General features: G+C 66.9%; 21 protein-coding genes. 10 read left to right on the top strand and 11 right to left on the bottom strand.

Annotated features, from left to right (window positions below; translation table 11 throughout):
* Positions 1 to 6: 6 nt before the first annotated feature.
* Positions 7 to 1,047, bottom strand: coding sequence for a LacI family DNA-binding transcriptional regulator (locus HNO81_RS16930; protein ID WP_175319271.1), 1,041 nt, complete (start codon positions 1,045 to 1,047; stop codon positions 7 to 9).
* A gap of 182 nt (positions 1,048 to 1,229) precedes the next feature.
* Between HNO81_RS16930 and HNO81_RS16935 the strand changes: the two genes are divergently transcribed.
* The 5 genes from HNO81_RS16935 to HNO81_RS16955 all read left to right on the top strand — a co-directional run bounded on the left by HNO81_RS16935 (position 1,230) and on the right by HNO81_RS16955 (position 6,990).
* Positions 1,230 to 3,197 carry a glycoside hydrolase family 127 protein gene (locus HNO81_RS16935; protein ID WP_175319272.1) on the top strand — a complete coding sequence of 656 codons (1,968 nt, stop codon included), beginning with the start codon at positions 1,230 to 1,232 and terminating at the stop codon, positions 3,195 to 3,197.
* 38 nt (positions 3,198 to 3,235) lie between these two features.
* Positions 3,236 to 4,525, top strand: a complete 1,290-nt coding sequence (locus HNO81_RS16940; RefSeq protein ID WP_175319273.1) for a sugar ABC transporter substrate-binding protein — start codon at positions 3,236 to 3,238, stop codon at positions 4,523 to 4,525.
* A gap of 61 nt (positions 4,526 to 4,586) precedes the next feature.
* A complete protein-coding gene (locus tag HNO81_RS16945) occupies positions 4,587 to 5,546 on the top strand; it encodes a carbohydrate ABC transporter permease (RefSeq protein ID WP_254703541.1) in 960 nt (319 codons plus the stop codon).
* A gap of 28 nt (positions 5,547 to 5,574) precedes the next feature.
* Positions 5,575 to 6,435 (top strand): carbohydrate ABC transporter permease, encoded by an 861-nt coding sequence (locus HNO81_RS16950; protein WP_175319274.1) that lies wholly within the window; start codon positions 5,575 to 5,577, stop codon positions 6,433 to 6,435.
* A gap of 48 nt (positions 6,436 to 6,483) precedes the next feature.
* Positions 6,484 to 6,990: a DinB family protein gene (locus HNO81_RS16955; RefSeq protein ID WP_175319275.1), complete on the top strand. Its 507-nt coding sequence runs from the start codon at positions 6,484 to 6,486 to the stop codon at positions 6,988 to 6,990.
* A gap of 27 nt (positions 6,991 to 7,017) precedes the next feature.
* Here HNO81_RS16955 and HNO81_RS16960 read toward each other — a convergent pair whose 3' ends face one another.
* From HNO81_RS16960 to HNO81_RS16985, 6 genes are all read right to left on the bottom strand, one after another.
* Positions 7,018 to 8,067, bottom strand: a complete 1,050-nt coding sequence (locus tag HNO81_RS16960) for a helix-turn-helix transcriptional regulator (RefSeq protein ID WP_175319276.1) — start codon at positions 8,065 to 8,067, stop codon at positions 7,018 to 7,020.
* A gap of 184 nt (positions 8,068 to 8,251) precedes the next feature.
* A complete protein-coding gene (gene ppsA, locus HNO81_RS16965) occupies positions 8,252 to 10,663 on the bottom strand; it encodes a phosphoenolpyruvate synthase (RefSeq protein ID WP_175319277.1) in 2,412 nt (803 codons plus the stop codon).
* 146 nt (positions 10,664 to 10,809) lie between these two features.
* Positions 10,810 to 11,628 carry a pyruvate, water dikinase regulatory protein gene (locus HNO81_RS16970; RefSeq protein ID WP_141157907.1) on the bottom strand — a complete coding sequence of 273 codons (819 nt, stop codon included), beginning with the start codon at positions 11,626 to 11,628 and terminating at the stop codon, positions 10,810 to 10,812.
* 9 nt (positions 11,629 to 11,637) lie between these two features.
* On the bottom strand, positions 11,638 to 12,276 hold the full coding sequence (locus HNO81_RS16975; RefSeq protein WP_175319278.1) for a lactate utilization protein C: 639 nt from the start codon (positions 12,274 to 12,276) through the stop codon (positions 11,638 to 11,640).
* Positions 12,273 to 13,823 (bottom strand): LutB/LldF family L-lactate oxidation iron-sulfur protein, encoded by a 1,551-nt coding sequence (locus tag HNO81_RS16980; RefSeq protein ID WP_141180897.1) that lies wholly within the window; start codon positions 13,821 to 13,823, stop codon positions 12,273 to 12,275. The genes HNO81_RS16975 and HNO81_RS16980 overlap by 4 nt, the downstream gene beginning before the upstream one ends.
* Entirely contained in the window at positions 13,820 to 14,623 is an 804-nt protein-coding gene (locus tag HNO81_RS16985; RefSeq protein ID WP_175319279.1) for a (Fe-S)-binding protein, read from the bottom strand. Before HNO81_RS16985 ends, HNO81_RS16980 begins: the two co-directional genes overlap by 4 nt.
* Before the next feature lie 187 nt (positions 14,624 to 14,810).
* On the opposite strand from HNO81_RS16985, the gene HNO81_RS16990 reads away from it, so the two are divergent.
* The 5 genes from HNO81_RS16990 to HNO81_RS17010 all read left to right on the top strand — a co-directional run bounded on the left by HNO81_RS16990 (position 14,811) and on the right by HNO81_RS17010 (position 21,102).
* The gene (locus HNO81_RS16990) at positions 14,811 to 16,556 is read left to right on the top strand and encodes an L-lactate permease (RefSeq protein ID WP_141157911.1); all 1,746 of its coding nucleotides are present in this window, start codon (positions 14,811 to 14,813) and stop codon (positions 16,554 to 16,556) included.
* Between the two features lie 69 nt (positions 16,557 to 16,625).
* Positions 16,626 to 17,372, top strand: a complete 747-nt coding sequence (locus tag HNO81_RS16995) for an FCD domain-containing protein (RefSeq protein WP_175319280.1) — start codon at positions 16,626 to 16,628, stop codon at positions 17,370 to 17,372.
* A 16-nt stretch (positions 17,373 to 17,388) separates the two neighbouring features.
* On the top strand, positions 17,389 to 20,217 hold the full coding sequence (locus tag HNO81_RS17000) for an FAD-binding and (Fe-S)-binding domain-containing protein (protein WP_175319281.1): 2,829 nt from the start codon (positions 17,389 to 17,391) through the stop codon (positions 20,215 to 20,217).
* 104 nt (positions 20,218 to 20,321) lie between these two features.
* Positions 20,322 to 20,963: a hypothetical protein gene (locus HNO81_RS17005; protein ID WP_175319282.1), complete on the top strand. Its 642-nt coding sequence runs from the start codon at positions 20,322 to 20,324 to the stop codon at positions 20,961 to 20,963.
* Entirely contained in the window at positions 20,956 to 21,102 is a 147-nt protein-coding gene (locus tag HNO81_RS17010) for a hypothetical protein (protein WP_175319283.1), read from the top strand. The genes HNO81_RS17005 and HNO81_RS17010 overlap by 8 nt, the downstream gene beginning before the upstream one ends.
* On the opposite strand, the gene HNO81_RS17015 is transcribed toward HNO81_RS17010, so the two are convergent.
* The 4 genes from HNO81_RS17015 to HNO81_RS17030 all read right to left on the bottom strand — a co-directional run bounded on the left by HNO81_RS17015 (position 21,099) and on the right by HNO81_RS17030 (position 24,348).
* On the bottom strand, positions 21,099 to 21,362 hold the full coding sequence (locus HNO81_RS17015; protein ID WP_141157914.1) for a hypothetical protein: 264 nt from the start codon (positions 21,360 to 21,362) through the stop codon (positions 21,099 to 21,101). The two genes, HNO81_RS17010 and HNO81_RS17015, sit on opposite strands and share 4 nt — an antisense overlap.
* Positions 21,363 to 21,534: 172 nt before the next feature.
* Entirely contained in the window at positions 21,535 to 22,632 is a 1,098-nt protein-coding gene (locus tag HNO81_RS17020) for a DUF2891 family protein (RefSeq protein ID WP_175319284.1), read from the bottom strand.
* A 34-nt stretch (positions 22,633 to 22,666) separates the two neighbouring features.
* A complete protein-coding gene (locus HNO81_RS17025) occupies positions 22,667 to 23,638 on the bottom strand; it encodes a DUF979 domain-containing protein (protein WP_175319285.1) in 972 nt (323 codons plus the stop codon).
* Positions 23,635 to 24,348, bottom strand: coding sequence for a DUF969 domain-containing protein (locus HNO81_RS17030; protein WP_175319286.1), 714 nt, complete (start codon positions 24,346 to 24,348; stop codon positions 23,635 to 23,637). Before HNO81_RS17030 ends, HNO81_RS17025 begins: the two co-directional genes overlap by 4 nt.
* Positions 24,349 to 24,411: the final 63 nt, after the last annotated feature.

Here is a 24,411-nt window from a genome sequence, read left to right on the forward strand (position 1 = left end):
GGCAGGTCACCTCCGCGGACCGGATGACTCCCGCACGATGAGGTCGCAGTCAACGATGCGGGTACCCGGCCGGGGCTGCCCGTCCAGGGCCGCCAGCAGGGCCTCACCGGCGCGCCGGCCAATGGCGGAAAGGTTCAGGTCCACGCTGGAAAGATGCGGCCGGTACCCGTCAGTGAACGGGGACCAGTTGTCCACCCCGATCAGCGCCACGTCGTCAGGGATCGACCGGCCGTGCCGCTCCAGCTCGTAGGCGGCGCCCCGGGCAATCTGGTCGCTGCCGCAGAAAATGGCATCCACGTCCGGGTGGTTGGCGAGCAGCGCACGCACCCCGTTGTGGCCCCATTCCTCACTCCAGCTTCCGTACCAGACATCCCCCACGGGCTCCAGCCCCTGGTCAGCCATGGCGGCCAGGAAGCCTTCCGCGCGCAGGGCAGCGGACGCATGGTTCTCCAGGCCCGTGATGTGCGCGATCCGTCGCCTGCCGGTCTTCACCAAATGGTCCACGGCGCGGCGCGCGCCGCCGCGTTCGTCGGCGGTGACGGAGCAGTCCTGCGGATCGGTGGAGGGCGCGAAGGCGTAGATGACCGGAACGGGCAGGTTTTCCCCGAGCGGTGTCCGCGGGTCCACTTTGCGCCCGACAGCAATGATCCCGTCCACCTGCCGCGCCAGGAGCGTGCGGAGGTAGTGCTGTTCACGGATGGGATCGTCCCGGCTGTCGCAAAGGAAGCAGAGCATTTCGCCCAGGCCCAGGGCGTCCTCCACCCCGCGCAGTATGGGGATGCTGAAACGGCCGTAGCTGTCGGTGGTGATGACCCCGACGGTGTAGGTCCTGCCGCTGCGGATGCTTCGCGCTGCGCCATTGGGCAACCAGCCAACCTCTTCCGCCGCCGCGCGGACACGCAGCCGGGTGGACTCCCGCAGCTGGCCTGTACCGTTCAAGGCCTTCGACACTGTTCCAGTCGATACCCCGGCGAGAGCGGCAACTGCCGCTATGCCGGAATTACGGAAACTATTTTCCGACATGCTTTCCCCTCTTGGCGCGGGCATTCCAACTGCCCCGGCGGCAAATTTCGCTCGTAATCCTTGTTCAGCCTATCAGAAACCGTTGACACGTGAGACGCAGGTCACTTAGAGTCGGGCTTCGGAAGACGATTTCCTGATTTTCCGTTTCCGGCCTTTCCGGATTCCGCCGCATCACCCTTCGATTCAGACTACGGAAGAGATCATTGATGACATCTGTTCACGATATCCACGCACCGGCGGCAGGCGAGGGCGCCGGCCACGGTTCCACAGCGGGGCCCGTCGGGGCGACGGCGTCAGGACACTATGCGCTCCGCCCGCTGGCCTTCGACGCCGCGCGGCTGCACCCGGAGGGGCACCTGGGAAGCTGGCAGGAGCTGAACCGCACCGCCACCATCCCGCACTGCATTGCCAATGTGGAGTCCAGCGGCGCGCTGGACAATTTCCGGCGGCTGGCCGGCGAAAGCGATGCGGCCTTCCGCGGCTTCTGGTTCCAGGACACCGACCTTTACAAGACGCTGGAAGCGGTGGGCTGGGAAGCCGGCCGCCAGGCGGACCCGTGCTGGGAAGAGTACCTGCAGTCCATGGGTGACCTGCTCGCCAAGGTCCAGGAACCTGACGGCTACCTGAATACCTGGGTCCAGGGGGTGGAGCCCGGCCAGCGCTGGGACAAGCTGCAGTGGAGCCACGAACTGTACACCGCCGGCCACCTGCTCCAGGCCGCCGTGGCCGTGGCCCGCACCACCGGAAGCGCCACGGTGGTGGATGTTGCCCGCCGGGTAGCTGACTGCATCGTGGAAGCCTTCGGCCCGGGCGGCATCGAAAAGATCGATGGACACCCCGAGGTGGAGACAGCCCTGGTGGAGCTCTACCGCCTGACCGGGGACAAGCGTTACCTCGACACCGCCGTCCGGCAGCTGGACCTGCGCGGCCACGGCATCCTGCCCGACGACAGGTTCGGACGCCAGTACTTCCAGGACCACCTCCCCATCCGCAAGGCCGCCCACGAGGCCACCGGGCACGCCGTGCGGCAGGTCTACCTCTCCACCGGAGTGGCCGATGCCTACCTTGAAAACGGTGACCCCACCCTGCTGGAGGCCGCCGAATCGCTGTGGGACAACATCTTTTCGCAGAAGGCCTACCTGACCGGGGCACTGGGATCCCGCCACCGGGACGAGGCATTCGGCGACGCGTTCGAGCTGCCGCCGGACCGCGCCTACGCCGAAACATGCGCCTCGATCGCCAGCCTGCACTTCAGCTGGCGGCTCCTGCTGGCCACCGGCGACGGCAAATATGCCGACGAGATGGAACGTGCCCTCTACAACGGCATCGCGGCATCCACCTCCATTGAGGGCGACAGCTTCTTCTACTCCAATCCCCTGCAACTGCGTACCGGCCATGACGGATCCACCGAGGACGCGCCGTCGGAACGCCTTTCCTGGTACGCATGCGCCTGCTGCCCGCCCAACCTGGCCCGGCTGGTGGCATCCCTGCACCACTATGTGGCCACGCAGGATGGGTCCGGGCTGCAGCTTCAGCTGCTGCACGACGGCGAGGTGCGGGCATCGGGGGCGCCCTTCGGCGGAGAGGTCACCGTTGCCACCACCACTGAATACCCGTGGGACGAAGAAGCCAGCATCGTGGTGACCGCCCCCGCCGGCGAATGGACCCTTTCCGTGCGCGTCCCCTCCTGGTGCGGGGATCCGCGGGTGGCCATCGACGGCCAGCCTGTGGAGGCGCAGTCGGACGCGGCAGGCTACCTGCGGCTGCGCCGCGACTGGGAAGGAAGCACCACAGTCCAGCTCACACTCCCCATGCCGGTCCGCGTTGTTAGCGCTCACCCCAAGGTGGATGCCGTGCGTGGGACGGTGGCGTTGGTGCGCGGGCCGGTGGTCTATTGCCTGGAGCAGCATGACCAGGCCGACGGTGTGGTCCTGGAAGACCTCGCCATCGACGCGTCGGCTCCGGTGGACATCATCCCGGCGGCGGGCATCCCGGGAGTCCGCACGGCACTCCGGGCCGCCGGCGTGGTCCGGCCCCCGGCCGGGCAGCAGCTCTATGGCACCCACGGCGCTGCTGCGGCGGAGGAGCGGCCCGTCCCGCTGACTGCCATTCCGTATTTCCGCTGGGCAAACCGCGGGCCGGCCGCCATGCGGGTCTGGATCCCCGTCGCCTAGTTGCACCTCAACCCCATCACTATGAAGAGGATCGGCACATGAAACGCACAAAACTCGCCGCAGCATTGGCGCTGGCGGCATCTCTCGCCCTCACAGCCACCGGCTGCGGCGCACCTTCCGGCTCTGACTCGCTGCAGGCCTCCTCCGGCGGGGAACCCAGCGGCACCATCACCCTCTGGGCACGCGATTCGCAGAAAGGATTCATGGACATCCTTGCGGACGCGTACAACAAGTCGCACAAGGCCCAGGTCCAGGTCACCATCGTGCCCAGCGGAAACTTCGTCCAGAAGTTCGGCACCGCCAGCGCCGGCGGGTCCGGACCGGACGTGGCCTCGATCGACCTGGTCTACCTGCCCTATTTTGCTTCCACCGGCGTCCTGCAGGACATCACGGATGAGGCCGCGAAGCTGCCGTACAAGGACAAGCTCAGTCCGTCCCACGCCCGGCTCTCCACCTGGGAGGACAAGACCTACGCCCTTCCGTTCACGGCGGAAGCGTCCGTGCTGTTCTACAACAAGGAACTGTTCCAAAAGGCAGGGCTGGATCCTGCCAAGCCGCCGGCCAGCTTCGAGGAAATCCTCAACGCGGCCAAGAAGATCCGGGCTCTGGGGCCGGACACCTACGGCTTCACCATGGCCGGGCAGTGCGGTGGCTGCAACATTTTCGAGTTCACCCCCAGCGTCTGGGCCAGCGGCGGGGACGTGCTCTCCGCCGACGGCAAAACCGCCAAGCTGGACTCCCCCGAGGTCACCAAGGCGTTGACGTTCTACAAGCAGATGCACGACGCCGGCGTGATGCCTGAGGCGGCAAAGACCGATTCCGGCACGGCCCAGCCCGCGCTGGTCCAAGCCGGAAAGGTGGGCATGGTGGTGCTGGGAGCCTTCTTCACGCAGACGCTGAACACGGACAAGAAGATCGATTACGGTATCGCTCCCATCCCGGGCGAGACCGGCGGCTCGGCCTCCTTCGCCGGCGGCGACAACATCGCGGTCACCACGGGTTCGAAGAACAAGCCGGCGGCCTGGGACTTTGTCAAATGGGCCACCGGGGACGAGGCACAGACCTTGCTGGCCAAGAACTCCATCGTTCCGGTCAGGACTGACCTCGTGAAGAGCGTCTACGCCTCAGCCGATCCGCGCAATGAGATCTTCAGCAAGGCGTTGGAGACCGGCAAGACGCCGTACAGCGTGGTGGAAAACAAGCTGTTCAACGACAACAACGGGCCATGGGCCACCATGATCAACGAGGCCGTTTTTGGCGGCGACGTCCAGGCAGCGCAGCAGAAGGCACAGCAGTCTGCCCAGCAGATCATCCAGACCGGACCCTGACATTCCACAGGTGCTGCCGCATGCCGCGGCAGCACCTGTCTTGTCCCAAAGGAGAACTACCTTGGCACACAACACCATCGTGACGGCGCGGCCCGGCAAGTCCGGACGCCCGTCGGTGCCCATGCGTCCCCTGAAGCGGCGGCGGACCCTCTCCACCTCGCGCAGCAGGCTCGGCGCCATGGTGGTCAGCCCCGCACTGATCCTTCTCACCGTCTTCTTCTTCCTGCCCGTAGTCCTGATGCTGTGGATGTCCCTGAACCGCTGGCCGCTGCTGGGAAAAATCAGCTTCATCGGCCTGGGAAACTACTCGGCGGCATTCCAGGACCAGGACTTCCTGCGGGCGGCCGGATTCACCCTGCTCTACACGCTGATCATGACGCCGATGCTGCTGGTGATCGGCGTAGCCCTGGCACTCCTCATCCGTCGCCCCGGGAAAGCGTCCAGGGTGTTCCAGTCCATCTACTTCCTGCCGGTCGTGGTCGGCTTTGCCGCCGCCGGGTACCTGTGGCTGTTCATGGCCCAGCCCAATATCGGGCCCATGCTGGACCTGCTCACCCGGGCAGGGCTGGCCTCCCATTCAGACAACTGGTTTGGAACATTCGCCACCGCACTGGGCATCGTGTGCGCGATGGTGGTGTGGAAGGTCGCGGGGATGCAGATGCTGCTGCTGAACTCGGGGCTGCAGTCCATTCCCGTCGAGCTCGAAGAGGCGGCCAGGATCGACGGCGCCACCCGGACGCAGGTGTTCCGCTACATCATCCTGCCGCTGCTGCGGCCCACCCTGGCCCTGCTGCTCGTGTTCTCGGTGGCGGGCTCCCTGCTGGCGTTCGACCAGTTCTACATCATGACCAGTGGCGGCCCGGCAAACCAGACCATCACCGCCGTTTACCACATCTACCGGGTTTCCTTCCAGGGTTTCCAGCTCGGGTACGGCGCCGCACTTTCGGCCCTGCTGATGATCGTGCTGGCCATTGTCAGCGCTGTCCAGATGCTCATCCTCCGCAATTCGGACCACAACTAGTCCACCACTTCGGAAACGGACATTTTCCATGACTTCACTGCAGTCCAGTCTCCGCCCGGTGCCCCGTGCAGCCTGGTGGATCATCAATACCAGCCTCGCGGCACTGGTCCTCTATCCGTTCTGGGTGGTGCTCTCCCAGTCCATCAAGTCCCCCGCCGAGGCCGCGGCCGCGCCGCCGACACTGTTTCCCGGTTCATTTTCATGGGGGAACTTCGCCAAGCTCTTCACCAACGAGAACGGCGGCGCGGGCTTCATCCAGCAACTGGGCAACAGCGTCCTGGTCTCCGTTGGCGCCACCCTCCTGACCATCGTGTTGAGCACGCTCGCCTGCTACGGTTTCGCCAGGCTCCGGTTCCGGGGCAGCAACCTGCTGTTCTTCGCAACGCTGGCAACGTTCATGATTCCGTTCCAGGCGGTCATCACTCCGCTGTACCTGGTGCTGCACCAGATCGGCCTAACCAACAACCTCCTGGGCCTGATGCTCGTCTACACCACCTTCAACCTGCCTTTTGGCATCTTCCTGATGCGGAATTCTTTTGCCGCGCTTCCGTCAAGCATTGAGGAAGCGGCACTGGTGGACGGATGCGGGGTACTGCGCGCCATGGTCCGGGTGCTGCTTCCGGTAGCAATTCCGGGGGTCATCAGCACTGCTCTGTTCACCTTCTTCGCCTCATGGAACGAGTTCTTTGCAGCGCTGATCCTGATGACGGACCAGTCCAAATACACCCTGCCCGTGGCCTTGAACGTACTCTCCAGCGGAACCTTCGGGACGCTGGACTGGGGAGCGCTGCAGGCCGGCGTCGCCGTGACGATCGTCCCCTGCATCGGCATTTACGTCCTGCTGCAGAAGTACTACGTGGGAGGCATGCTCACAGGCGCCATGAAGTAGCGCAAACACACGACGTCCGTCCGGTGCCGTCCTTGCTAGGGTCTGCGTATGGCACCCCACTTCCACTCCATGGACGACGTCATCAACCAGCCTGAGCGGACCCAGTTCGAGTTCTTCCTGGACGAGCACCGGGCTGCGATCAACGACTGCCTGGACGGGCTGACCGGGGAGCAGGCCAGGCGCAGGCTCGTCCCTTCCCGGACGACGCTGCTGGGCCTGGTCAAGCACGCCACCTTTGTGGAGAAGGTGTGGTTCGATGAGGCTTTCACCGGCCGCCCGCGCAGCGACATCGGGATCCCCGCCACGCCGGACGAGTCATTCATCCTTGACGACGGCGACACGGTGAACTCCGTCCGGAACGCCCACCGGGAAGCCTGCGCCGCTTCCCGTGCCGCGGCAGCTTCCCTGGGCCTGGATGACGTGGTGACCGGGAACCGGCGCGGCCCCGTCCCGCTGCGCTGGCTGTACCTGCACATGCTGCGCGAACTGGCGCAGCACTGCGGCCACGCAGACATCCTGCGCGAACAGATCCTGGCGGAGGAGCGCGCCAACTGACGCCGAGAGACTCCCCCGGGTTCCCCGTCACGCCACCAGCCGGGCCACCAGCTCGCCCCGACTGCCGACCCCCACCTTCCCGAAGACCGATTTCAGGTGGTCGTGGACCGTGTGCGGGGAAATGAAGAGGTGCCGGGCGATCTCCGCCGTCGAGTTTCCCGTCAGCACCTCAAGGCATACGTCGCGTTCCCGGGCCGTGACGCCATACGCCATCAGCAGCAGGCCGGCGAGTTCATGGGTGGTGGCCGGTTCCACAGTGACCACCATCTGCTCCGGGTCATCGCCGGTGATCAGCCTGCTGGCCTGCAGCACCACCCAGTTGTTCGCCGCGTCCCGCATCCTTGCCCGGGCGGTCCCGGACACTGCCGCGTGCGCCTGTGCCACCACCGCATAGAGCGTCTGGCTGAACCGGCCCGGCGCCGCGTCCTCCACGGCCGCGAGCCAGGCAGCGGCCGCGGGAGTAGCGGCACGCAGGTCACCGCGCAGGCCGGCCAGGACAATGACGGGCCCGACGGCGGCCGGTCCGGCCGTGCGGGCCACGCGGACCACGGCGCGGGTGGCCGCAGCCAGGGTGGCGGAGATGGCGGAGAGGAACTCCACCTCCCGGTCGGAGAAATCCCGGCCCGCCTCCCGGAAGATGCTGCCCACTCCCCAGCACGCCTCATCCACCCGAAATGCTGCGCGGAGCTCGTGTTCCAGGCCCAGCGGCCTGAGCAGGTCGTTGATCCGGACGCTGCCGGCCACCTCCCGGTGCGGCGCGTCCGAAATCCTGGCTACGGGCCGGGGCCGCCGCAGCAGCTCCACGAAGGTGTTCGGCTCCCGTCCCATGTACTCCGACTGGGCAAACCGCAGGAAGTACTCCTCGAACTGAAGGCTGGGCACCGGCCACCGCTGCCAGTTGGAAATGGAGGTCATCGCCATCGAATCGGGGTCGACGCCGGCCCAGCAGCCCTGCTCGAACGGCACCTCGCGCTGCACGACGGCGAGCGCCGACGCGTAGAGGTCGGCCAGGTCCATCCCGGCGGCGGCCATGGCCGCGATCTCCCGCCGGGCACGCTCCGCGCGCTCCTCCCACATACTTCCAGTATCGTCCCGGCGGCCGGCGCGGCAATCCCCTGATGTGGGGGTTTCCGGTGTGCCCGGGACCCCGGCGAGGGGGCGCAACGGTGCGTTCCGGCGTCGTACGTTCCCTGTATGAAGCCGGGCACCTGGGCCGGTTCGGGCTGCTGCCCGAACCGGCCCAGGGGTAGGTGGCTACGTGCTAGACACCGGCCGCCGCGGCAACGTTCGGCGTCTCTTCCTGCGCCCCGGCGAGCCGGATCCAGGTGTCCACCACGGTGTCCGGGTTCAGCGAAACGGAGTTGACGCCCTCCCTCACCAGCCACTCGGCGAAGTCTGCATGGTCGCTGGGGCCCTGGCCGCAGATGCCCACGTACTTTCCGCGGGCGCGGCAGGCCTTGATGGCCATACTGAGCAGCTTCTTCACGGCGGCGTCCCGTTCATCGAAGCTGTTGGCTACGATGGCCGAGTCCCGGTCCAGACCCAGGGTCAGCTGCGTCATGTCGTTGGAGCCGATGGAGAAGCCGTCGAAGTATTCCAGGAACTCGTCCGCCAGCAGCGCGTTGGAGGGCAGCTCGCACATCATGATCACTTCGAGGCCGTTTTCACCGCGGCGCAGGCCGTTCTCGGCCAGGAGATCGATGACGCCGCGCGCCTCATCCAGGGTCCGCACGAACGGGATCATCAGCTTGACGTTGGTCAGGCCCATCTCGTTGCGGACGAAAGACAGGGCCTCGCACTCGAGGTCGAAGCAGTCGCGGAAGGACGGTTCCAGGTACCGGGACGCACCGCGGAAGCCGATCATCGGGTTTTCCTCGTGCGGCTCGTACGCCGGGCCGCCGATCAGGTTGGCGTACTCGTTGGACTTGAAGTCGGACATGCGCACGATCACCGGCTCCGGGGCGAAGGCGGCCGCGATGGTGGCCACGCCCTCAGCCAGGCGCTTGATGTAGTACTCGCGGGGGCTGTTGTAGGCGGCGATCCGGCCACGGATTTCGGCGGCCACGTCCTCCGGCTGGCTGTCCAGGTTCAGCAGCGCCTTGGGGTGGATGCCGATCTGCCGGTTGATGATGAACTCCAGCCGGGCCAGGCCCACCCCGTGATTGGGGAGCTGGGCGAACGTGAACGCCTGCTCCGGCGTGCCCACGTTCATCATGACCTTTACCGGCGCCTCGGGCAGCTGGGTGACGCCGGTTTCCTCAACGCTGAAGTCCAGCAGTCCTTCGTAGATGGTGCCGGTCTCGCCGTCGGCGCAGGAGACGGTGACCTCCTGGCCGTCAGTGAGGAAGTCCGTGGCGTTTCCGGTGCCCACGACGGCGGGGATCCCCAGTTCGCGGGCGATGATGGCGGCGTGGCAGGTACGTCCGCCGCGGTTGGTGACGATCGCGGAGGCGCGCTTCATGATGGGTTCCCAGTCGGGATCGGTCATGTCCGCCACCAGGACGTCGCCGGTCTGGAAGGAGGCCATCTGGTCGATGGAGGTGAGGATCCGGACCTTGCCGGCGCCGATCCGCTGGCCAATGGCGCGGCCTTCCACGAGCACCGGACCGGTCCCGTTCAGGCGGAACCGGCTCATGCTGCCCGGGGCGCGGCGTGACTGCACGGTTTCCGGGCGTGCCTGCAGGATGTAGAGGCCGCCGTCGGTCCCGTCCTTGCCCCACTCAATGTCCATGGGACGGCCGTAGTGCTTCTCGATGGCGACGGCATGCCGCGCAAGCTGCTCCACGTCGTCGTCCGTCAGGCTGAAGCGCGCGCGCAGGGAGTCCTCCACCGGCACGAAATCGATGGTGCGGCCGATCTCGCTGCTGTTGGTGTAGGTCATCTGAAGGGCCTTCTCGCCCAGGCCGCGCTTGAGGATCGCCGGGCGGCCGGCCTCCAGGGCGGGCTTGTACACGTAGAACTCGTCAGGGTTCACGGCGCCCTGCACTACGGCCTCGCCCAACCCGTAGGAGGAGGTGACGAACACGGCGTCCTGGAAGCCTGACTCGGTGTCCATGGTGAACATGACGCCGGACGCGCCGACGTCGGAGCGCACCATGCGCTGGATGCCGGCCGAGAGTGCCACCTCGGCGTGTTCGAACTTGTGGTGCACGCGGTAGGCGATGGCACGGTCGTTGTAGAGCGAGGCGAAGACGTCCTTGATGGCCTGCAGGATGTTCCCGATCCCGCGGACGTTCAGGAAGGTTTCCTGCTGCCCGGCGAAGGAGGCGTCGGGGAGGTCCTCCGCGGTGGCGCTGGACCGGACAGCCCAGGACAGGTCGGCGGAGCCGGCGTGCTTGTCCACCAGCTGCTGGTACGCCTCGCGGACCTGCGCCTCGAAGTCCGGCAGGAAGGGGGTATCGCGGACCAGGGAGCGGATTTCCTGGCCGGCGGCGGCCAGGGCCGTCACGTCATCGGTGTCCAGACCCACCAGCCGGTCGGCAATCTTCTGGTCCAGGCCGGAATCGGACAGGAACCTGCGGTACGCGTCGGCCGTGGTGGCGAACCCGTCCGGAACCTGGACGCCGGCAGAGGTCAGGTTCTGCACCATCTCGCCCAGGGAGGCGTTCTTGCCGCCCACCTTGTCCAGGTCCTTGAGTCCGAGTTCAGAGAACCACAGAACGTCAGTCGTCATATTTACTGCTCCTTTGCAGAGGGTGGCGTAGGCATCGCCGGCCGCGCACGGTAGTGCCGGCCGGAAGAAAGATCCAGCTAACAGTTTCAGGTCTGCAGCGGACTTTCCACATGATGTGCGCTACGCCACGTTTGTGAAATTCCGGGCTAGTGCTTGAGGTTCATCCGCTGCAGGATGGTGGCCGCCATCTCCTCCACGGAGACGGTGGCCGAATTCAGGTACGGAATGCGGTGCGAGACGTACAGCTGCTCGGCGCTGCGCAGCTCAAAACCGCACTGCCGCAGGGACGCATACGGGGAGCTGGGCCGCCGTTCGGTCCGGATCTGGCTGAGGCGCAGCGGGTTGGAGGACAGGCCGAAACACTTCGACACGAAAGGCCGCAGCGGCTTGGGCAGCCCGTCGTGCTGGAAGTCTTCATCCACCAGTGGAAAGTTTGCGGCGAAGATCCCGTGCTGCAGCGCCAGGTACATGGTGGTGGGCGTCTTGCCGCACCGGGACGGGGCCACCAGGATCACCTGGGCCTTCTCCAGCGCACGCAGGCTCTGCCCGTCGTCGTGCTCCATCGCGTACTCCACCGCCGCCATCCGGGACTGGTAGCGCGCGGCGTTCCCCAGCCCGTGCGCCCGGCCCGGTTCGCCGCTGGCCGGTGCCCCCAGCGCCTGTTCCAGGACCCCCACGTGCGTACCGATCAGGTCCACGATGACACCCTTGCAGCCGGCCAGGATCTGCCGTATCTCGCTGCTGACGGCGGTGGAAAAGACCAGCGGCTGCGGCCCTGTGGCAGCCAGGCCGTCAATGGTCCGCACTACGGAGCGGGCCTGTTCAGCCGTGGTGATGAAGGGGATGGTGACGCGGTCGAAGTTGTCCACGGGGAACTGCGTCAGCAGCGTATTCCCCAGGGTTTCCGCGGTGATGCCGGTGCTGTCCGACAGGAAGTAGACAGGCCGTAGAGCAGCAGTGGTCATGGGATGACTCTAGCGGGCAATGATGACGTCCAGCCTGCGCGGGCCATGGACGCCTTCCACGCGTTCAAGCTCGATGTCGCTTGTGGCACTCGGCCCGCTGATCATCGTGATGGGCCGGGTCCCGTCGATCCGGCCCAGCGCCTCGGGCAGGATCCCGGTAATATCGGCGGCCTTCACCACGCAGATATGGTGGTCCGGGACCAGGCTGATGGCGCGGCGGCCCTGGTTGGCGCGGCCGTCCAGGATGATGGTTCCCGTCTCCGCGACGGCCACGGCGCTGCCGGTGACCACGGCATCGATGCCATCGAGCTCGGCGACGCTGAGCGGTGCCGCCGGAGAGTCGACGCGGCGGCGGGACCCGCCGCCGCCGCCTTCATCGGTCCCTGCCAGCCACCCGGCGTCGAACCCTTCGGGCACGACGAAGCTGTTCGCCCCGTCAAGGAGCGAGGCAATCCGTGCGGGCACCTCCGTTTCCGGAACCACCGCCACCTGCGCCTTGTAGTCCACCAGCCGGTCCACCAGGAGCTCGATGAGTGCGTCCGTGTCGAGTTCGGATGCTGCCCGGTAGTCCCGCGGAATCTGCGGCGCCTGCGGGCTGTCCTGCAATGCGGCCCTGATCCGGGAGAGGATGTCTTCGCGTGCGGTCATTGCGGGGTTTCCTTTGTGTCTGGGGACGGCGTGCGGGACGGACCGGCTTCCGGTGTGCCGGGAGCGTCGCCGGCGTTCCGGTGTTCCTTGGCCCACCAGTCCCGGAATGACTGTGCCGGCGGCGCCGGGATGTCGCGGCTTTGGGTCCAGCCGGCGGCGATGCCGGGCAGCTTGGTGATCTTCCTGTCCGGCCCCGCAGCCAGGCGGCCCAGCGGCAGCCCCTTCTCCACCAGGCCCAGCCGTTTGCCCGAGGACAAAGCCCAGGATGCGGCTTTCATGCCCACGTCCATCTGGCTGGGGACCTTCTTCTTGCCGCGTTTGCTGTCCACATCCACGCTGCGCAGGTGCACCAGGATGTCCGGGATGTTGATCTTGACGGGGCAGGCGTCGTAGCAGGCACCGCACAGGGAGGAGGCGTACGGCAGGGAGTTGTTTTCTTCCGCCTGGATGCCGGTGAGCAGCGGGGAAAGAATCGCGCCGATGGGACCCGGGTAGGTGGAGCCGTAGGCGTGGCCGCCCGTGCGCTCGTACACCGGGCAGACGTTCATGCAGGCGCTGCAGCGGATGCAGTGCAGGGCGGAGCGGCCCATTTCATCGGCGAGCGCGGCGCTGCGGCCGTTGTCCAGGAGCACCAGGTGCACGTTCTGCGGCCCGTCGCCCTCCGTCACTCCGGTCCACAGGGAGGTGTACGGGTTCATCCGTTCCCCGGTGGAAGAACGCGGGAGCAGCTGCATGAACACTTCCAGGTCCTGCCAGGTGGGCAGCAGCTTCTCGATGCCCATCACCGTGATCAGCGTTTCCGGAAGCGTGAGGCACATGCGGCCGTTGCCTTCGGATTCCACGACCGCCAGGGTGCCCGAATCGGCAAGGGCAAAGTTGGCCCCGGACACGGCTACCTTCGCCGTGAGGAACTTCCGGCGCAGGTGCTCGCGGGCAGCCATGGCCAGGACGGAGGGATCGTCGGTCAGCGCAGGATCGGCACCGGGCATTTCACGGAGGAAGATGTCCCGGATTTCGGTGCGGTTCTTGTGGATGGCGGGAACCAGGATGTGGCTGGGCTTGTCGTGGTCCAGCTGCACGATGAGCTCGGCGAGATCGGTTTCGAAGGCCCCGATGCCCTGCTCCTCGAGGTACTCGTTAAGACCGATTTCCTGGGTGGCCATGGACTTGATCTTGACCACTTCGGTTTCGCCGGTGTCCCGGACCAGTCCGGCCACGATTTCGTTGGCTTCCCCGGCGTCGCGTGCCCAGTGGATCACGCCGCCGCGTGCGGTGAAGTTCGTTTCAAACTCCTCCAGGAGCTCGGGCAGCCTGGACATCACCGCCTGCTTGATGGCGGACCCCGCATCACGCAGCTGTTCCCAGTCAGGCAGTTCGGAGACCACCGCCTGGCGCTTGTCGCGGATGGTGTGGGTGGCATGGCCAAGGTTGGCGCGCAACTGCGCGTTGCCCAGTTCACGGTGCGCCGCCGTGGGGAAGGACTCCCCGGCGAACAGGTTGCCCGAGCCGAAGGCCGGCAGGGAGGGCATTCCCAGGAAGGTGGTCATCGCAGGGCCTTTCCGGTGGAGACGCGGACTTCGCCGGTGACGGACGCCGGTTCTTCCAAGGTGCTGGCGAGGATTTCAGCCAGGTGGAGGGTGGTGGTGGAGCTGCCCTGGCGGGACAGTCCGCCGCCGATGTGCATCAGGCAGGAGGCGTCCCCGCCGGTGCAGAGCTCGGCCCCGGTGGACTCGATGTTGGCCGCCTTGTCCTGGAGCATGGCCGACGAAACATCGGCGTTCTTCACGGAAAACGTGCCGCCGAAGCCGCAGCACTGGTCCTGTTCGGGCAGCTCGGCAAGGTCGATTCCCTGCACGGTCCGCAGCAGGCGGGACTGCCTGTCCCCGAGCCGCAGCAGCCGCATCCCGTGGCAGCTGGGATGGTAGGTCACCCGGTGCGGGAAGTAGGAACCCAGCTGCGCCCCGGCGTCGGTCACGCCCAGCACGTCCACCAGGAGTTCGGACAGCTCGTAGGTTTTGGTGCCGACGGCGGTGGCCCGGGCTTCCAGGGCAGCGTCGCCGCAGGCGCGCGCCACCATGGGGTGCTGGTGCTTGACCGAGGCCACGCAGGACCCGGACGGGGCGACGGCGACGTCGTAATCCGAGGTATCGAATGCGGCCACGTGGTTGGCGACCACCGGGACAGCTTCTTTGAGGTAGCCGCTGTTGACGTGCATCTGGCCGCAGCAGGCCTGGCCGGAGGGGAACACCACTTCGTGTCCCAGCCGCTCCAGGATCCTGACTGTGGCCTTCGCCGTGGCCGGGTACATCGCGTCCACGATGCAGGTGGCGAACAAGGCAATTCTCATGACGGCCTTCCGGAAGGGTGAGGGTATGGTCTGACCACAGTAGACCACGTGATGGCGGCCACTGACAACCCCGCCGGCGGAGGGTGAACCGGCTCACATCTTGGCCGAAAGTGGGCTACACTTCTGTGGTCGGACCATTGTGGTCTGACCAAAGCCATCCCCATCGCCCTCATCGTGGAGGAACTTCGTGGACCACTTCACCCCCAGCACAGACCCGGTGCTGAACAGCGTTGCCTGGTCGGCCATCGTCGGCCTGCTGCCGCTGCTGACCTTCTTTGTCCTTCTCGCCGTCGTCAGGACCAAAGCCCACGTGGCCGGGGCCTTCGCCCTGCTGGTGGCCCTGGCGGTAGGCATCCTGGCTTTCAAGATGCCCGCCGGACTGGCGCTTCTGTCCGCCACCCAGGGCGGAGTCTTCGGCGCCTTCCCTGTGCTGTGGATCGTGGTCATGGCCGTCTGGCTCTACCAGGTCACGGTACTTAGCGGCCGATTTGAAGACCTCCGGCGGGTGTTCGATGTCATTGGCGGCGGCGACGTCCGGCTGCAGGGCGTCCTGATCGCGTTCTGCTTCGGCGGCCTGCTCGAGGCCCTTGCCGGCTTTGGTGCGCCCGTGGCCATCACCGCCACCATGCTGCTTGCCCTGGGACTGCCCCCGCTCCGGGCCGCTGCTGCCGTGCTGGTGGCAAACACCGCCCCGGTCGCCTTTGGTGCCATGGCCATCCCGATCACCACTGCTGCCGGACTCACCGGCCTGCACGCCACGGACATTGGTGCCATGGTGGGCCGCCAGGCGCCGTTGCTGGCAACCTTCGTTCCGCTGATCCTGCTCTTCATCCTGGACGGACGCAAGGGTTTGAAGGACTGCTGGCCGGCCGCGCTGGTCATCGGATTCTCCTTCGCCGCAGCGCAGTTCCTCTGCTCGAACTTCTTCTCCTACGAACTCACCGACATCATGGCTTCGCTGGTGGGCCTGGGCGCTGCTGTGCTGTTCTTCCGCTTCTGGAAGCCCCGGGGCACCACAGCAGCGCGTGACCGGCTGGGCGTCGCCGCGGAGGCCGCTGCGGCCGGCACCACACCGGCAGGCCAGGGTCCGCGAAGCGCCCGGTCCGGCAGTGTCGCCACCGTAGAGGCGGCCGACGGCGAAAGCCTCACCCCGGCACGCACGTGGCTGGCACTGTTTCCCTACTTCCTGGTCATTGTGGTGTTCGGCATCGCCAAACTGTGGAAGCTCGGCGTCGACCTTCCGGCCGCCCTCGCCGCCACCGATGTCAAGGTTCCATGGCCTGTCCTGCACGACGCCCTGGTGGGCGCCGACGGCAAGCCGCTGTCCTCCACCGTCTACGTCTTCCAGTGGCTGTCCAGCCCGGGCACGCTCCTGCTGATCACGGGGTTGATCGTCGCGGCCGTCTACGCCCGCTTCGATGACGGCGGCCGCTTCCACATGACAGTAGGCAACGCCGTGGCCGAAATCGGACGGACCATCTTCAAGATGCGCTGGGCCGGCCTGACCATCATCACGGTGCTCGCCCTCGCCTACGTCATGAACAACTCGGGCCAGACGGTCTCGATCGGCGTCTGGCTGGCCGGCACCGGAAGCTTCTTCGCGTTCCTCTCCCCGGTGCTCGGCTGGTTGGGCACGGCCGTGACAGGTTCGGACACCTCCGCGAACGCACTGTTTGCCAAGCTGCAGCAGACCGCCGGCCTGAATGCAGGCATCGACCCGAACCTGCTCGTGGCCGGCAATACGGCGGGCGGTGTGGTGGGCAAGCTCATCAGCCCGCAGAACCTCGCCATTGCCGCCACTGCCGTGAACCTTGACGGCCAGGAGTCGGTCCTTCTGCGTAAGGTAGTCGGATGGAGCGTGGGGTTGCTTCTGGTGCTGTGCACCATCGTCTACCTGCAATCCACCCCAGTCCTGGGCTGGATGCTCCCGTAGCCCTCCACCCGCGCACAACCGGGGTGCGGGCCCTCCCGGCCCGCACTCCCCCACTCCAGAGGATCGCCCGTGACACCCGCCGCAGCCGGAGCAGCCCCCCGACGTCGAACCCACGATGCGCTCCTGAAAGACATTGAAGCGGACCTGCGGGCCGGCACAATCAAGGTCGGAGACCGGCTCCCGGGCGAACGGACCCTGTCGGAAAACTATGGAATATCCAGGGCGTCCGTACGCGAGGCCATCCGTATCCTCGACGCCATGGGCGTGGTCCGCAGCTCGGTAGGCTCCGGTCCCACCTCCGGTGCCATTGTGGTCTCCGATCCGTCCGCCGGACTCTCCTCCGCCCTCCGGCTGCATGTTGCCAGCAACCGGCTGCCGGTCCAGGACATCGTCCAAACCCGTATCCTCCTGGAGACGTGGACTGCCCGGGCCGGTGCCGCGCGCGAAGGTGGCGACGCGGAGCGGAAACAGGCGGCCCAACTGCTGGAGGCTATGGACCAGCCCGAGCTGGACCGGGCAACCTTCCACGAGCTGGACGCCAGGTTCCATGTGGCGCTGAGTTCGCTTGCAGGCAACGAAGTCATGGCCACCATCATGGAGTCCCTCAGCGGCTCGATCGTGGGCTACGTCAAGGGAGCCATGGACGCGATGGAGGACTGGCCGGCGGTCCTGGCAGCCCTGCGCACCCAACACCACGGAATCTTTGATGCCGTCCAGTCCCGTGACGGCGAACTCGCCGCACGCCTGCTGCGCGAACACATCGAATGGTTCTACCAGCGCGCCGGGGACGCCACCCCGCCCCACCCCATTACCTGATTTCTTGGAGCCACGCATGAGAACCACAGCCGCAGGAGCCGAATCCCCCGTCCACCTGCTGGATCCGGATACCGTCAGCACGCGGGACCTGGACCGCCATGCCATGGCACATGACGCCTCGCACTACCTCCTGGTCCCGCAAGGGGTGGCCACCCCACGCAATGCCGCCGACGTTGGCGCCCTGCTCCGGCGCAGCCGGGAGCTTGGGCTTCCCGCCACCTTTCGTTCCGGTGGCACGAGCCTGTCCGGTCAGGCCCTGAGTGACAGCCTGCTGATCAACACCCGCCAGCATTTCCGCGGTGTTGAGGTGCTCGACGGCGGCGCCCGGGTCCGTGTCCAGCCCGGCGCCACGGTGCGCAGCGTCAACGCCAGGCTTGCCCCCTTTGGACGCAAGCTCGGCCCGGATCCCGCCAGCGAAATCGCCTGCACCGTGGGCGGTGTCATCGCCAACAACTCCTCAGGAATGGCGTGCGGCACTGAGCTCAACACCTACCGGACGCTGGAATCAATGGTGCTGGTGCTGCCCTCGGGCACGGTCATCGACACCGCTGATGCGGACGCCGACCGGCGGCTGCGCGAGCTGGAACCGGAACTCCACGAGGGGCTCCTGAAGCTGCGCCGGCGGGTGGTGGGAAACGACCAGTCCGTCCGCATCATCCGTTCACTGTTCTCGATGAAGAACACCATGGGCTACGGCGTGAACTCCTTCCTGGATTACGAACGCCCCGTGGACATCCTGATGCACCTGATGATCGGCAGCGAGGGAACCCTGGGCTTCGTCGCGGAGGCTGTCTTCCGGACCGTCGAGGTCAAACCCGCCGCCGCCACCGGGCTGCTGGTCTTCAACACCCTCGACGTGGCAATGGGAGCCCTGCCGGACCTGGTGTCCACCGGCCTTGCCACCATCGAACTCATGGACGCGGCAGCGTTGAAGGTGGCCCAGGCCGCCGCCGACGCCCCCGCCGCGATCCGTACCCTGCCGGTCCAAGGACACGCCGCGCTGCTGGTGGAACACCAGGGCTCGGACGCCGCCGAACTGTCCGGCAAGCGGGCAGGCTCGCAGCAGCTGTTCGACTCGCTGGACCTTGCAACACCCTTCGCGCTGACCTCGGACCCGAAAGACCGGGCTGCCCTGTGGCACGTCCGCAAGGGCCTGTACACGGCCGTGGCAGGCGCCCGCCCCTCCGGAACCAACGCACTGCTGGAGGACATCGTTGTCCCGGTTCCCGCCCTTGCCGGCACCTGCGGCGAACTGACACGGCTCTTCCACGAGCACCATTACAAGGAATCGGTGATCTTCGGGCACGCCAAAGACGGAAACGTCCACTTCATGCTCAACGAGCGCTTCGACGATCCGGACCAACTGCTGCGCTACCAGGCCTTCACCGACGAGATGGTGGACCTGGTCCTCGGCGCGGGCGGTTCACTCAAGGCCGAGCATGGGACGGGCCGGATCATGGCGCCTTTCGTCCGCCGCCAGTACGGCGACGAGCTCTATGGGGTTATGCAGGAAATCAAGCGGCTGATCGACCCGGCCAACCTCCTGAACCCGGGCGTGCTGCTCGCCGACGAACCCCTCTCCTACATCGAAAACCTCAAGGTGGCTCCCACCGTCGAGGAGGAAGTGGACCGGTGCGTCGAGTGCGGGTACTGCGAACCGGTGTGCCCCAGCAAGGACATCACGCTTACTCCGCGTCAACGCATCGTGCTTCGGCGCGACATTGCTGCCGCTGAGCAACGCGGCGACCACGCCCTCGCCGCCAGACTGCGCAAGGACTATGACTACGACGGCGTGCAGACCTGCGCTGCGGACGGCATGTGCGTCACCGCCTGCCCGGTGCTGATCAACACCGGGGACCTGGTCCGGCGGCTGCGCAAGGAAAATGCCAACACCGTCGCCGCGGCAGGCTGGAACAAGGCCGCCGAAAACTGGGGCGCCGTGACCGCCGGCGGCGGCCTGGCCCTAACTGTAGCCAAGGCCATGCCGGCGCCGCTGCCAAAGGCCGCCACCGCCGTCGGCCGTGCGCTGCTGGGACCGGAGGCGGTGCCCGCCTACGCCGACGTGCTGCCAGGCGGCGGTTCCAGGCGCCGGGAACGCCGGGACCCAGGCAGCGTGGCGGTGTTCTTCCCGGCCTGCATCGGCACCATGTTCGGCCCCGCGGAGGGCCCGGAAGGCAAGGGAAAGGGCTCGGCCCAGGCATTCCTGGACCTCTGCGAACGTGCCGGAGTGGGCATAACCGTCCCCGAAGGCATCGAGAGCCTGTGCTGCGGCACCCCGTGGAAATCCAAGGGCTTCTCCCAGGGCTACGACGCCATGACCGCGAAGGTCCTGGACCAGCTGTACGAGGCCAGCGGCCGCGGCAGGCTGCCCGTGGTGTGCGATGCCGCTTCCTGCACGGAAGGCCTGGAGACCATGAAGCGTCTTGCCGGCGCGGACGGGGAACGGTATGCCGGACTGCGCTTCGTTGACTCGGTGGAGTTCGTCCACCAGCACGTCCTGGGCCAGCTCACGGTGACCGCTCCCCTGGGTTCCATGGCCCTGCACCCCACGTGCTCATCCACCCAGCTGGGAACCAACCCCGCGCTGCTCGACATCGCCGGGGCCGTCACGGATGACGTGTTCGTGCCGCTCAACTGGGGGTGCTGCGCGTTCGCCGGCGACCGGGGCCTGCTCCACCCTGAACTCACCGACTCCGCCACCAACCGGCAGGCCGGCGAGATCAACGAGCGGGAGTTCGATGCCTATGCCTCCACCAACCGCACCTGCGAGCTGGGGATGTCCAAGGCGACCGGCCACTCCTACCGCCACCTGCTGGAAATCCTCGAGGAGGCCACCCGGCCCTGACGCAACCCCGCTAGACTGGCCGGGCAAGGACGGATTGGGGGATCCAGGACGGCGCAGCCGCTTGTTCCGCTGGTCGGTCGCCGCCAGCGGACCCAAGGACCATCATGACCTTCTTCCAGGACTTTCCCGTCCCTCCCCTGCCGCCCCGGCCGCGGACCACGAGGTACGTCCCGCCGCCGTGGGTGGCTGCACCCGCCTACGAACTGCCTGCCGTTGTCCATCTGGGCAGGTTCGTGAGCCGGACACCGGGAATGGTGGTGGCGGTCAAAGGCGCCGAAGTCTTCTCTACCGGGTGCCTGTTCAGTCTGTCCTGGCTCTTCCGCCGGACCGATCAATCCGATAGGGACTGGGACGATTTGCAGCCGCTGTTCTTCCAGCCCGGCAGGGGCTTTCGGGGGCGCAGCGAACGGCAGACCGGGCTGATGTTCGGCGTCGAATTCCCTGACGGTTCAAAAGCGAGCACCGGCAGCCAAATTCCCTCCGGGCTGATGGAACCGGGCACCAACCCGGAGCCTCCGGTCCTCGCCCTGAACGGCGGCGGTGGCGGCGGGGGCGATGCGGAGTTCTCCGGCAGCGGCACCCTCTGGCTGTGGCCGCTGCCGCCTGCCGGGGATCTCCGGATGGTAGCCCAATGGACCGACTTCGGCCTGGCGGAAACGTCCTTGATGCTCGACGGCGGGGCCTTGCGTCAGGCGGCGGCGTCCGTTCAGCCGTACTGGCCGGAGGAGGAGCGCACTGATGGGTGACCTTACCGGGCTGGTCCTGTTTGTCCTCGTGGGAGCCGTCTTCTTCTACATCCTGTACGGCGTGATCCGCGCGGGGGTCCGGGACGGCATCCTCCAAGCGGACGCGCGGCGCGCCGCGCGCTCCGAACAGCTGAATTAGGCTTCCACTGCGGTGACGATGCTTCCGTACCCCTGCAGGAACATCCGCCGGCCCTGGCCTTCGTCCGTCCATACCCAGATAACGGAGTAGTCGGAGGTCACGGCATCCACCACCCCGGTGCCGGAGACGGTTCCCTCGGCGAAGTGGACCCTGTCCCCCACGGCGATCCGGGGATGCCTGGTCCGCTTCCTCCTGGGCTTGAGGGCGGTTTGCCCTGCCGTTGCAGGGTCTGGCGTGCAGGTGCTGGCGTGCTGGCGCATGGAATTCCTCTGGGCTCGCGGGCGGACGGTCAGCTCATTACGACCCTGCCCGCTGCTCCCAGGTCACGCACTGGGCGTGGTGGGAAAAGACTAACGCGGCGGCGCCCATATGGGCACCGCCGCGTCCCTTCACACCGAGTGTGACTGGTTCATCCCGTCACCTGCTGGATGGTCAGTCCAGCGCCGCCACGGAGCCCAGCGCATCCCAGGCGAAGCTGGCCAGCCAGTGCGTGGACATGAAGTCGCCGCTCTCCATTCCGCGGAGGCCGGCCTTCAACAGCGGGTCCAGGGCCTCGTTGAGCACAGCTGCCGAGGCGCACGCCCCGGACGTGGAGGATTCCCGGAGCGTGGCGATGATCCGGGCCACCTGCCCGGCGCGGGTCAGGTTGAGCCCGTGGAGGTGCACCAGGTAGCCGTCGGTCTCGTCCGTGACGCTGACAGGCTGCAGGATCCGCGACTCAGCGGAGAGGCCTGGGAGGAACGCCGCGAACCAGGCGGAGAACTCGTCGGCGGACAGGACACGGCGCATCAGGTCCGCCTCGCTCAGCCCGGCGGAGAGGAAGTCCTGGCCGCTGAGCTCCCAGTCGCCCGGCCAGCCACGGTCGTTCCCGAACCAGGTGCGGGCCGCTTCCTCGCACGCCGCGGCAGCATCAGCCCGGCCCAGCGACCGGAAGGCATCCAGCATGTAGCCGACACCGAACGCGGCGTTGGTGTGCAGCCCGTGCCGGACCGGGTATTGGGCCTTGGCCATCCACGCCACGCTGAGCTCCGCCACCGCATCCACCAGCGGCTCCAGCGCCGCGCCCCATCCGCACAGCCGCGGGTCGGAGGAGGCGGAGCATGTCGCGGCCAACCGCATCAGCCAGGCCCACCCGTAGGGACGCTCCCAGGACGGGTTGGCCACCAGGTAGTCCCGTTCCACCGCCAGCTTGGCCTGCGTCAGGTTGGAGCCCAGCGCTGCCCGGAGCGACGCCTCCGTGGAGCTGTCCACCCAGGCCGCCGCGGCGCCGTCGGACGCTCCCTCACGAGCAGCCCCGCCAAGAGGTGACCCGGGAGTGCCGCCCAGCAGGCTGGCCCCCAGCCAGTGCATGTGCACGCAGGAGTGCCAGTCGAAGGAGGTGTAGAACGCGGGATGGACCTGCTCGGGAGTGGGCCGGTCGTCGGCGGACGCCTGGGTGTGGTGGGCCGAGTGCGGGTAGGGCTCGGCGAGGTTGCCCAGCACCACGGCGGCGTAGTCCGGGGCCGCCTGTAGGCGAAGATCGTTGTCCATCATGCTCCTTTGAAGCCGGGTCAGAGAGTCAGTGCTAGTGGAAGGCCAGGAAGTACATCAGCGCGATGTTCACAGCCAGCAGCGGGATGGCCGTGCCTACCTGCGCCGTGATGACGCCGTACTTGTTCTTCATCTCCAGCAGCGCGGACGGCACCAGGTTGAAGTTGGCTGCCATGGGCGTGCAGAGGGTGCCGCAGAATCCGGCGAGCATGCCGATCGCGAAGATGATGGCGGGGTCGCCGTGGAAGGTCTGCACCAGCACGGGCCAGCCGATGGCGGCGGTCATGATGGGGAAGGCGGCGAAGCCGTTGCCCATGAGCACGGTGAAGAGGAACATGCCGATGCAGTAGACCAGCACGCCTGCGATCAGCGAGCCCTTGGGCAGCAGCCCGGAGGCCAGGGTGCCCACGGCGGTTCCCACGCCGGCCTTGGTGAAGAGGATGCCCAGCGTGGTGAGCATCTGCGGCAGCAGCGCGGCCCAGCCGATGGATTCGAGGATGCGGCGGCTTTCGAAAATGGGTGTGGCCGGGTTCTTGGGCTTGAGGATCAGGAGGGCGACGACGACGGCGGCCACGGCGCCGATGGCCAGGGCCACCAGTGTGGTGTTCTTGGGGTCCAGCAGCGGGGTGCCGCCGATCACCAACACAGGAGCTGCCAGCACCAGGATCACGGTGACCAAGGGAAGCGTCAGGGCGGGGATAAAGAGCTTGTTGCCGAAGCGTTTGGCGTAGGCCTCGCGCTCGGGCCCGGTGGAGGTGCGGTGCTTGCCGTGGCCCAGCAGGCCGGTGGATGCCAGTACCACCAGGACCAAGACGGCGACGCCCAGGATCCAGGCGGGTGCGGTTCCGGCCTGGACCCAGGTGCTGTAGAAGAAGCACAGGCCCAGCAGGCCCCAGAACGCCGAGCTGCCCCAGCGGCGGGGGTGGTTGGTATCGGCGGCAATCAGCGACGCCCACGCGACGAACAGAAGGCCGACCAGCCAGTAAACGGCTTCAACGCTAATCATTTGGCTTCTCCTGCGGTTTCCTTCTGGGCGGTGAGCTCAAACTCGCGGTATTCCTTGTCCAGCTGCTTGTCCAGGCGCAGCAGCCTGAAGCCGTGGATGAGGAAGGCGGCGATGGCGGTGGGGATGGCCCAGAGCGCCAGCTGGAGCGGTTCCAGGTGCAGGTGGTAGGTGGTGTCCACGAACGTGGTGATCAGCAGGATGGAGCCGACCGCCACGAACACGTCCTCGCCGAAGAACACACCAACGTTGTCGGCGCCGGCGGCGTGGCCCTTGATCTTCTCGCTGATCTTTTCCGGCACGTGGCCGTAGCGGCGCAGCGCTGCTCCCTCCGCCATTGGGAACACCAGCGGGCGGACGGTCTGGGCATGGCCGCCGATGCTGGTCAGGCCCACCGCAGCGGTGATCTGGCGGACGGCCAGGTACCCGATCAGGACGCGCCCGGCGGTCAGCTTGGCGAGCCGGCCAATGAGCGTCTTGGCCTGCTCCTGCAGCCCGAAGAACTCAATGATGCCCACCACCGGAAGCACCGCCACGAAGATGGTGACCGAGCGGCTGCTGGCGAAGCCGGTGCCGAACGAATCGAGGATCTGGGCGGGGTTCATCCCGCCCAGCAGTGCGGTGACGATGCCGGCGACGGTGACGACAATCAGGGGGTTCAGGCGGATGGCGAAGCCAACGATCACCAGCAGCACCCCGATGAGTACAAGCATGATTATCCCTTCCCAGGGGACCCGTGACGGGTCTGCGAAAGTGGGGGCCGGCGCGTCCGTGCC

The organism is Pseudarthrobacter sp. C4D7 (assembly GCF_013359725.1).
Taxonomy (GTDB): domain Bacteria; phylum Actinomycetota; class Actinomycetes; order Actinomycetales; family Micrococcaceae; genus Arthrobacter.

Excerpts from the sequence above, each read along its gene's own strand:
- HNO81_RS17030 (WP_175319286.1), bottom strand. The coding sequence starts at position 24,348 with ATGCTTGTACTCATCGGGGTGCTGCTGGTGATCGTTGGCTTCGCCATC.
- ppsA (WP_175319277.1), bottom strand. The coding sequence starts at position 10,663 with ATGACGACTGACGTTCTGTGGTTCTCTGAACTCGGACTCAAGGACCTG.
- HNO81_RS16970 (WP_141157907.1), bottom strand. The coding sequence starts at position 11,628 with ATGACCACTGCTGCTCTACGGCCTGTCTACTTCCTGTCGGACAGCACC.
- HNO81_RS17025 (WP_175319285.1), bottom strand. The coding sequence starts at position 23,638 with ATGATTAGCGTTGAAGCCGTTTACTGGCTGGTCGGCCTTCTGTTCGTC.
- HNO81_RS16950 (WP_175319274.1), top strand. The coding sequence starts at position 5,575 with ATGACTTCACTGCAGTCCAGTCTCCGCCCGGTGCCCCGTGCAGCCTGG.
- HNO81_RS17000 (WP_175319281.1), top strand. The coding sequence starts at position 17,389 with ATGAGAACCACAGCCGCAGGAGCCGAATCCCCCGTCCACCTGCTGGAT.
- HNO81_RS16975 (WP_175319278.1), bottom strand. The coding sequence starts at position 12,276 with ATGACCGCACGCGAAGACATCCTCTCCCGGATCAGGGCCGCATTGCAG.
- HNO81_RS16935 (WP_175319272.1), top strand. The coding sequence starts at position 1,230 with ATGACATCTGTTCACGATATCCACGCACCGGCGGCAGGCGAGGGCGCC.
- HNO81_RS16960 (WP_175319276.1), bottom strand. The coding sequence starts at position 8,067 with ATGTGGGAGGAGCGCGCGGAGCGTGCCCGGCGGGAGATCGCGGCCATG.
- HNO81_RS16980 (WP_141180897.1), bottom strand. The coding sequence starts at position 13,823 with ATGACCACCTTCCTGGGAATGCCCTCCCTGCCGGCCTTCGGCTCGGGC.
- HNO81_RS16985 (WP_175319279.1), bottom strand. The coding sequence starts at position 14,623 with ATGAGAATTGCCTTGTTCGCCACCTGCATCGTGGACGCGATGTACCCG.
- HNO81_RS16955 (WP_175319275.1), top strand. The coding sequence starts at position 6,484 with ATGGCACCCCACTTCCACTCCATGGACGACGTCATCAACCAGCCTGAG.
- HNO81_RS17005 (WP_175319282.1), top strand. The coding sequence starts at position 20,322 with ATGACCTTCTTCCAGGACTTTCCCGTCCCTCCCCTGCCGCCCCGGCCG.
- HNO81_RS16940 (WP_175319273.1), top strand. The coding sequence starts at position 3,236 with ATGAAACGCACAAAACTCGCCGCAGCATTGGCGCTGGCGGCATCTCTC.
- HNO81_RS17015 (WP_141157914.1), bottom strand. The coding sequence starts at position 21,362 with ATGCGCCAGCACGCCAGCACCTGCACGCCAGACCCTGCAACGGCAGGG.
- HNO81_RS17010 (WP_175319283.1), top strand. The coding sequence starts at position 20,956 with ATGGGTGACCTTACCGGGCTGGTCCTGTTTGTCCTCGTGGGAGCCGTC.
- HNO81_RS16930 (WP_175319271.1), bottom strand. The coding sequence starts at position 1,047 with ATGCCCGCGCCAAGAGGGGAAAGCATGTCGGAAAATAGTTTCCGTAAT.
- HNO81_RS17020 (WP_175319284.1), bottom strand. The coding sequence starts at position 22,632 with ATGGACAACGATCTTCGCCTACAGGCGGCCCCGGACTACGCCGCCGTG.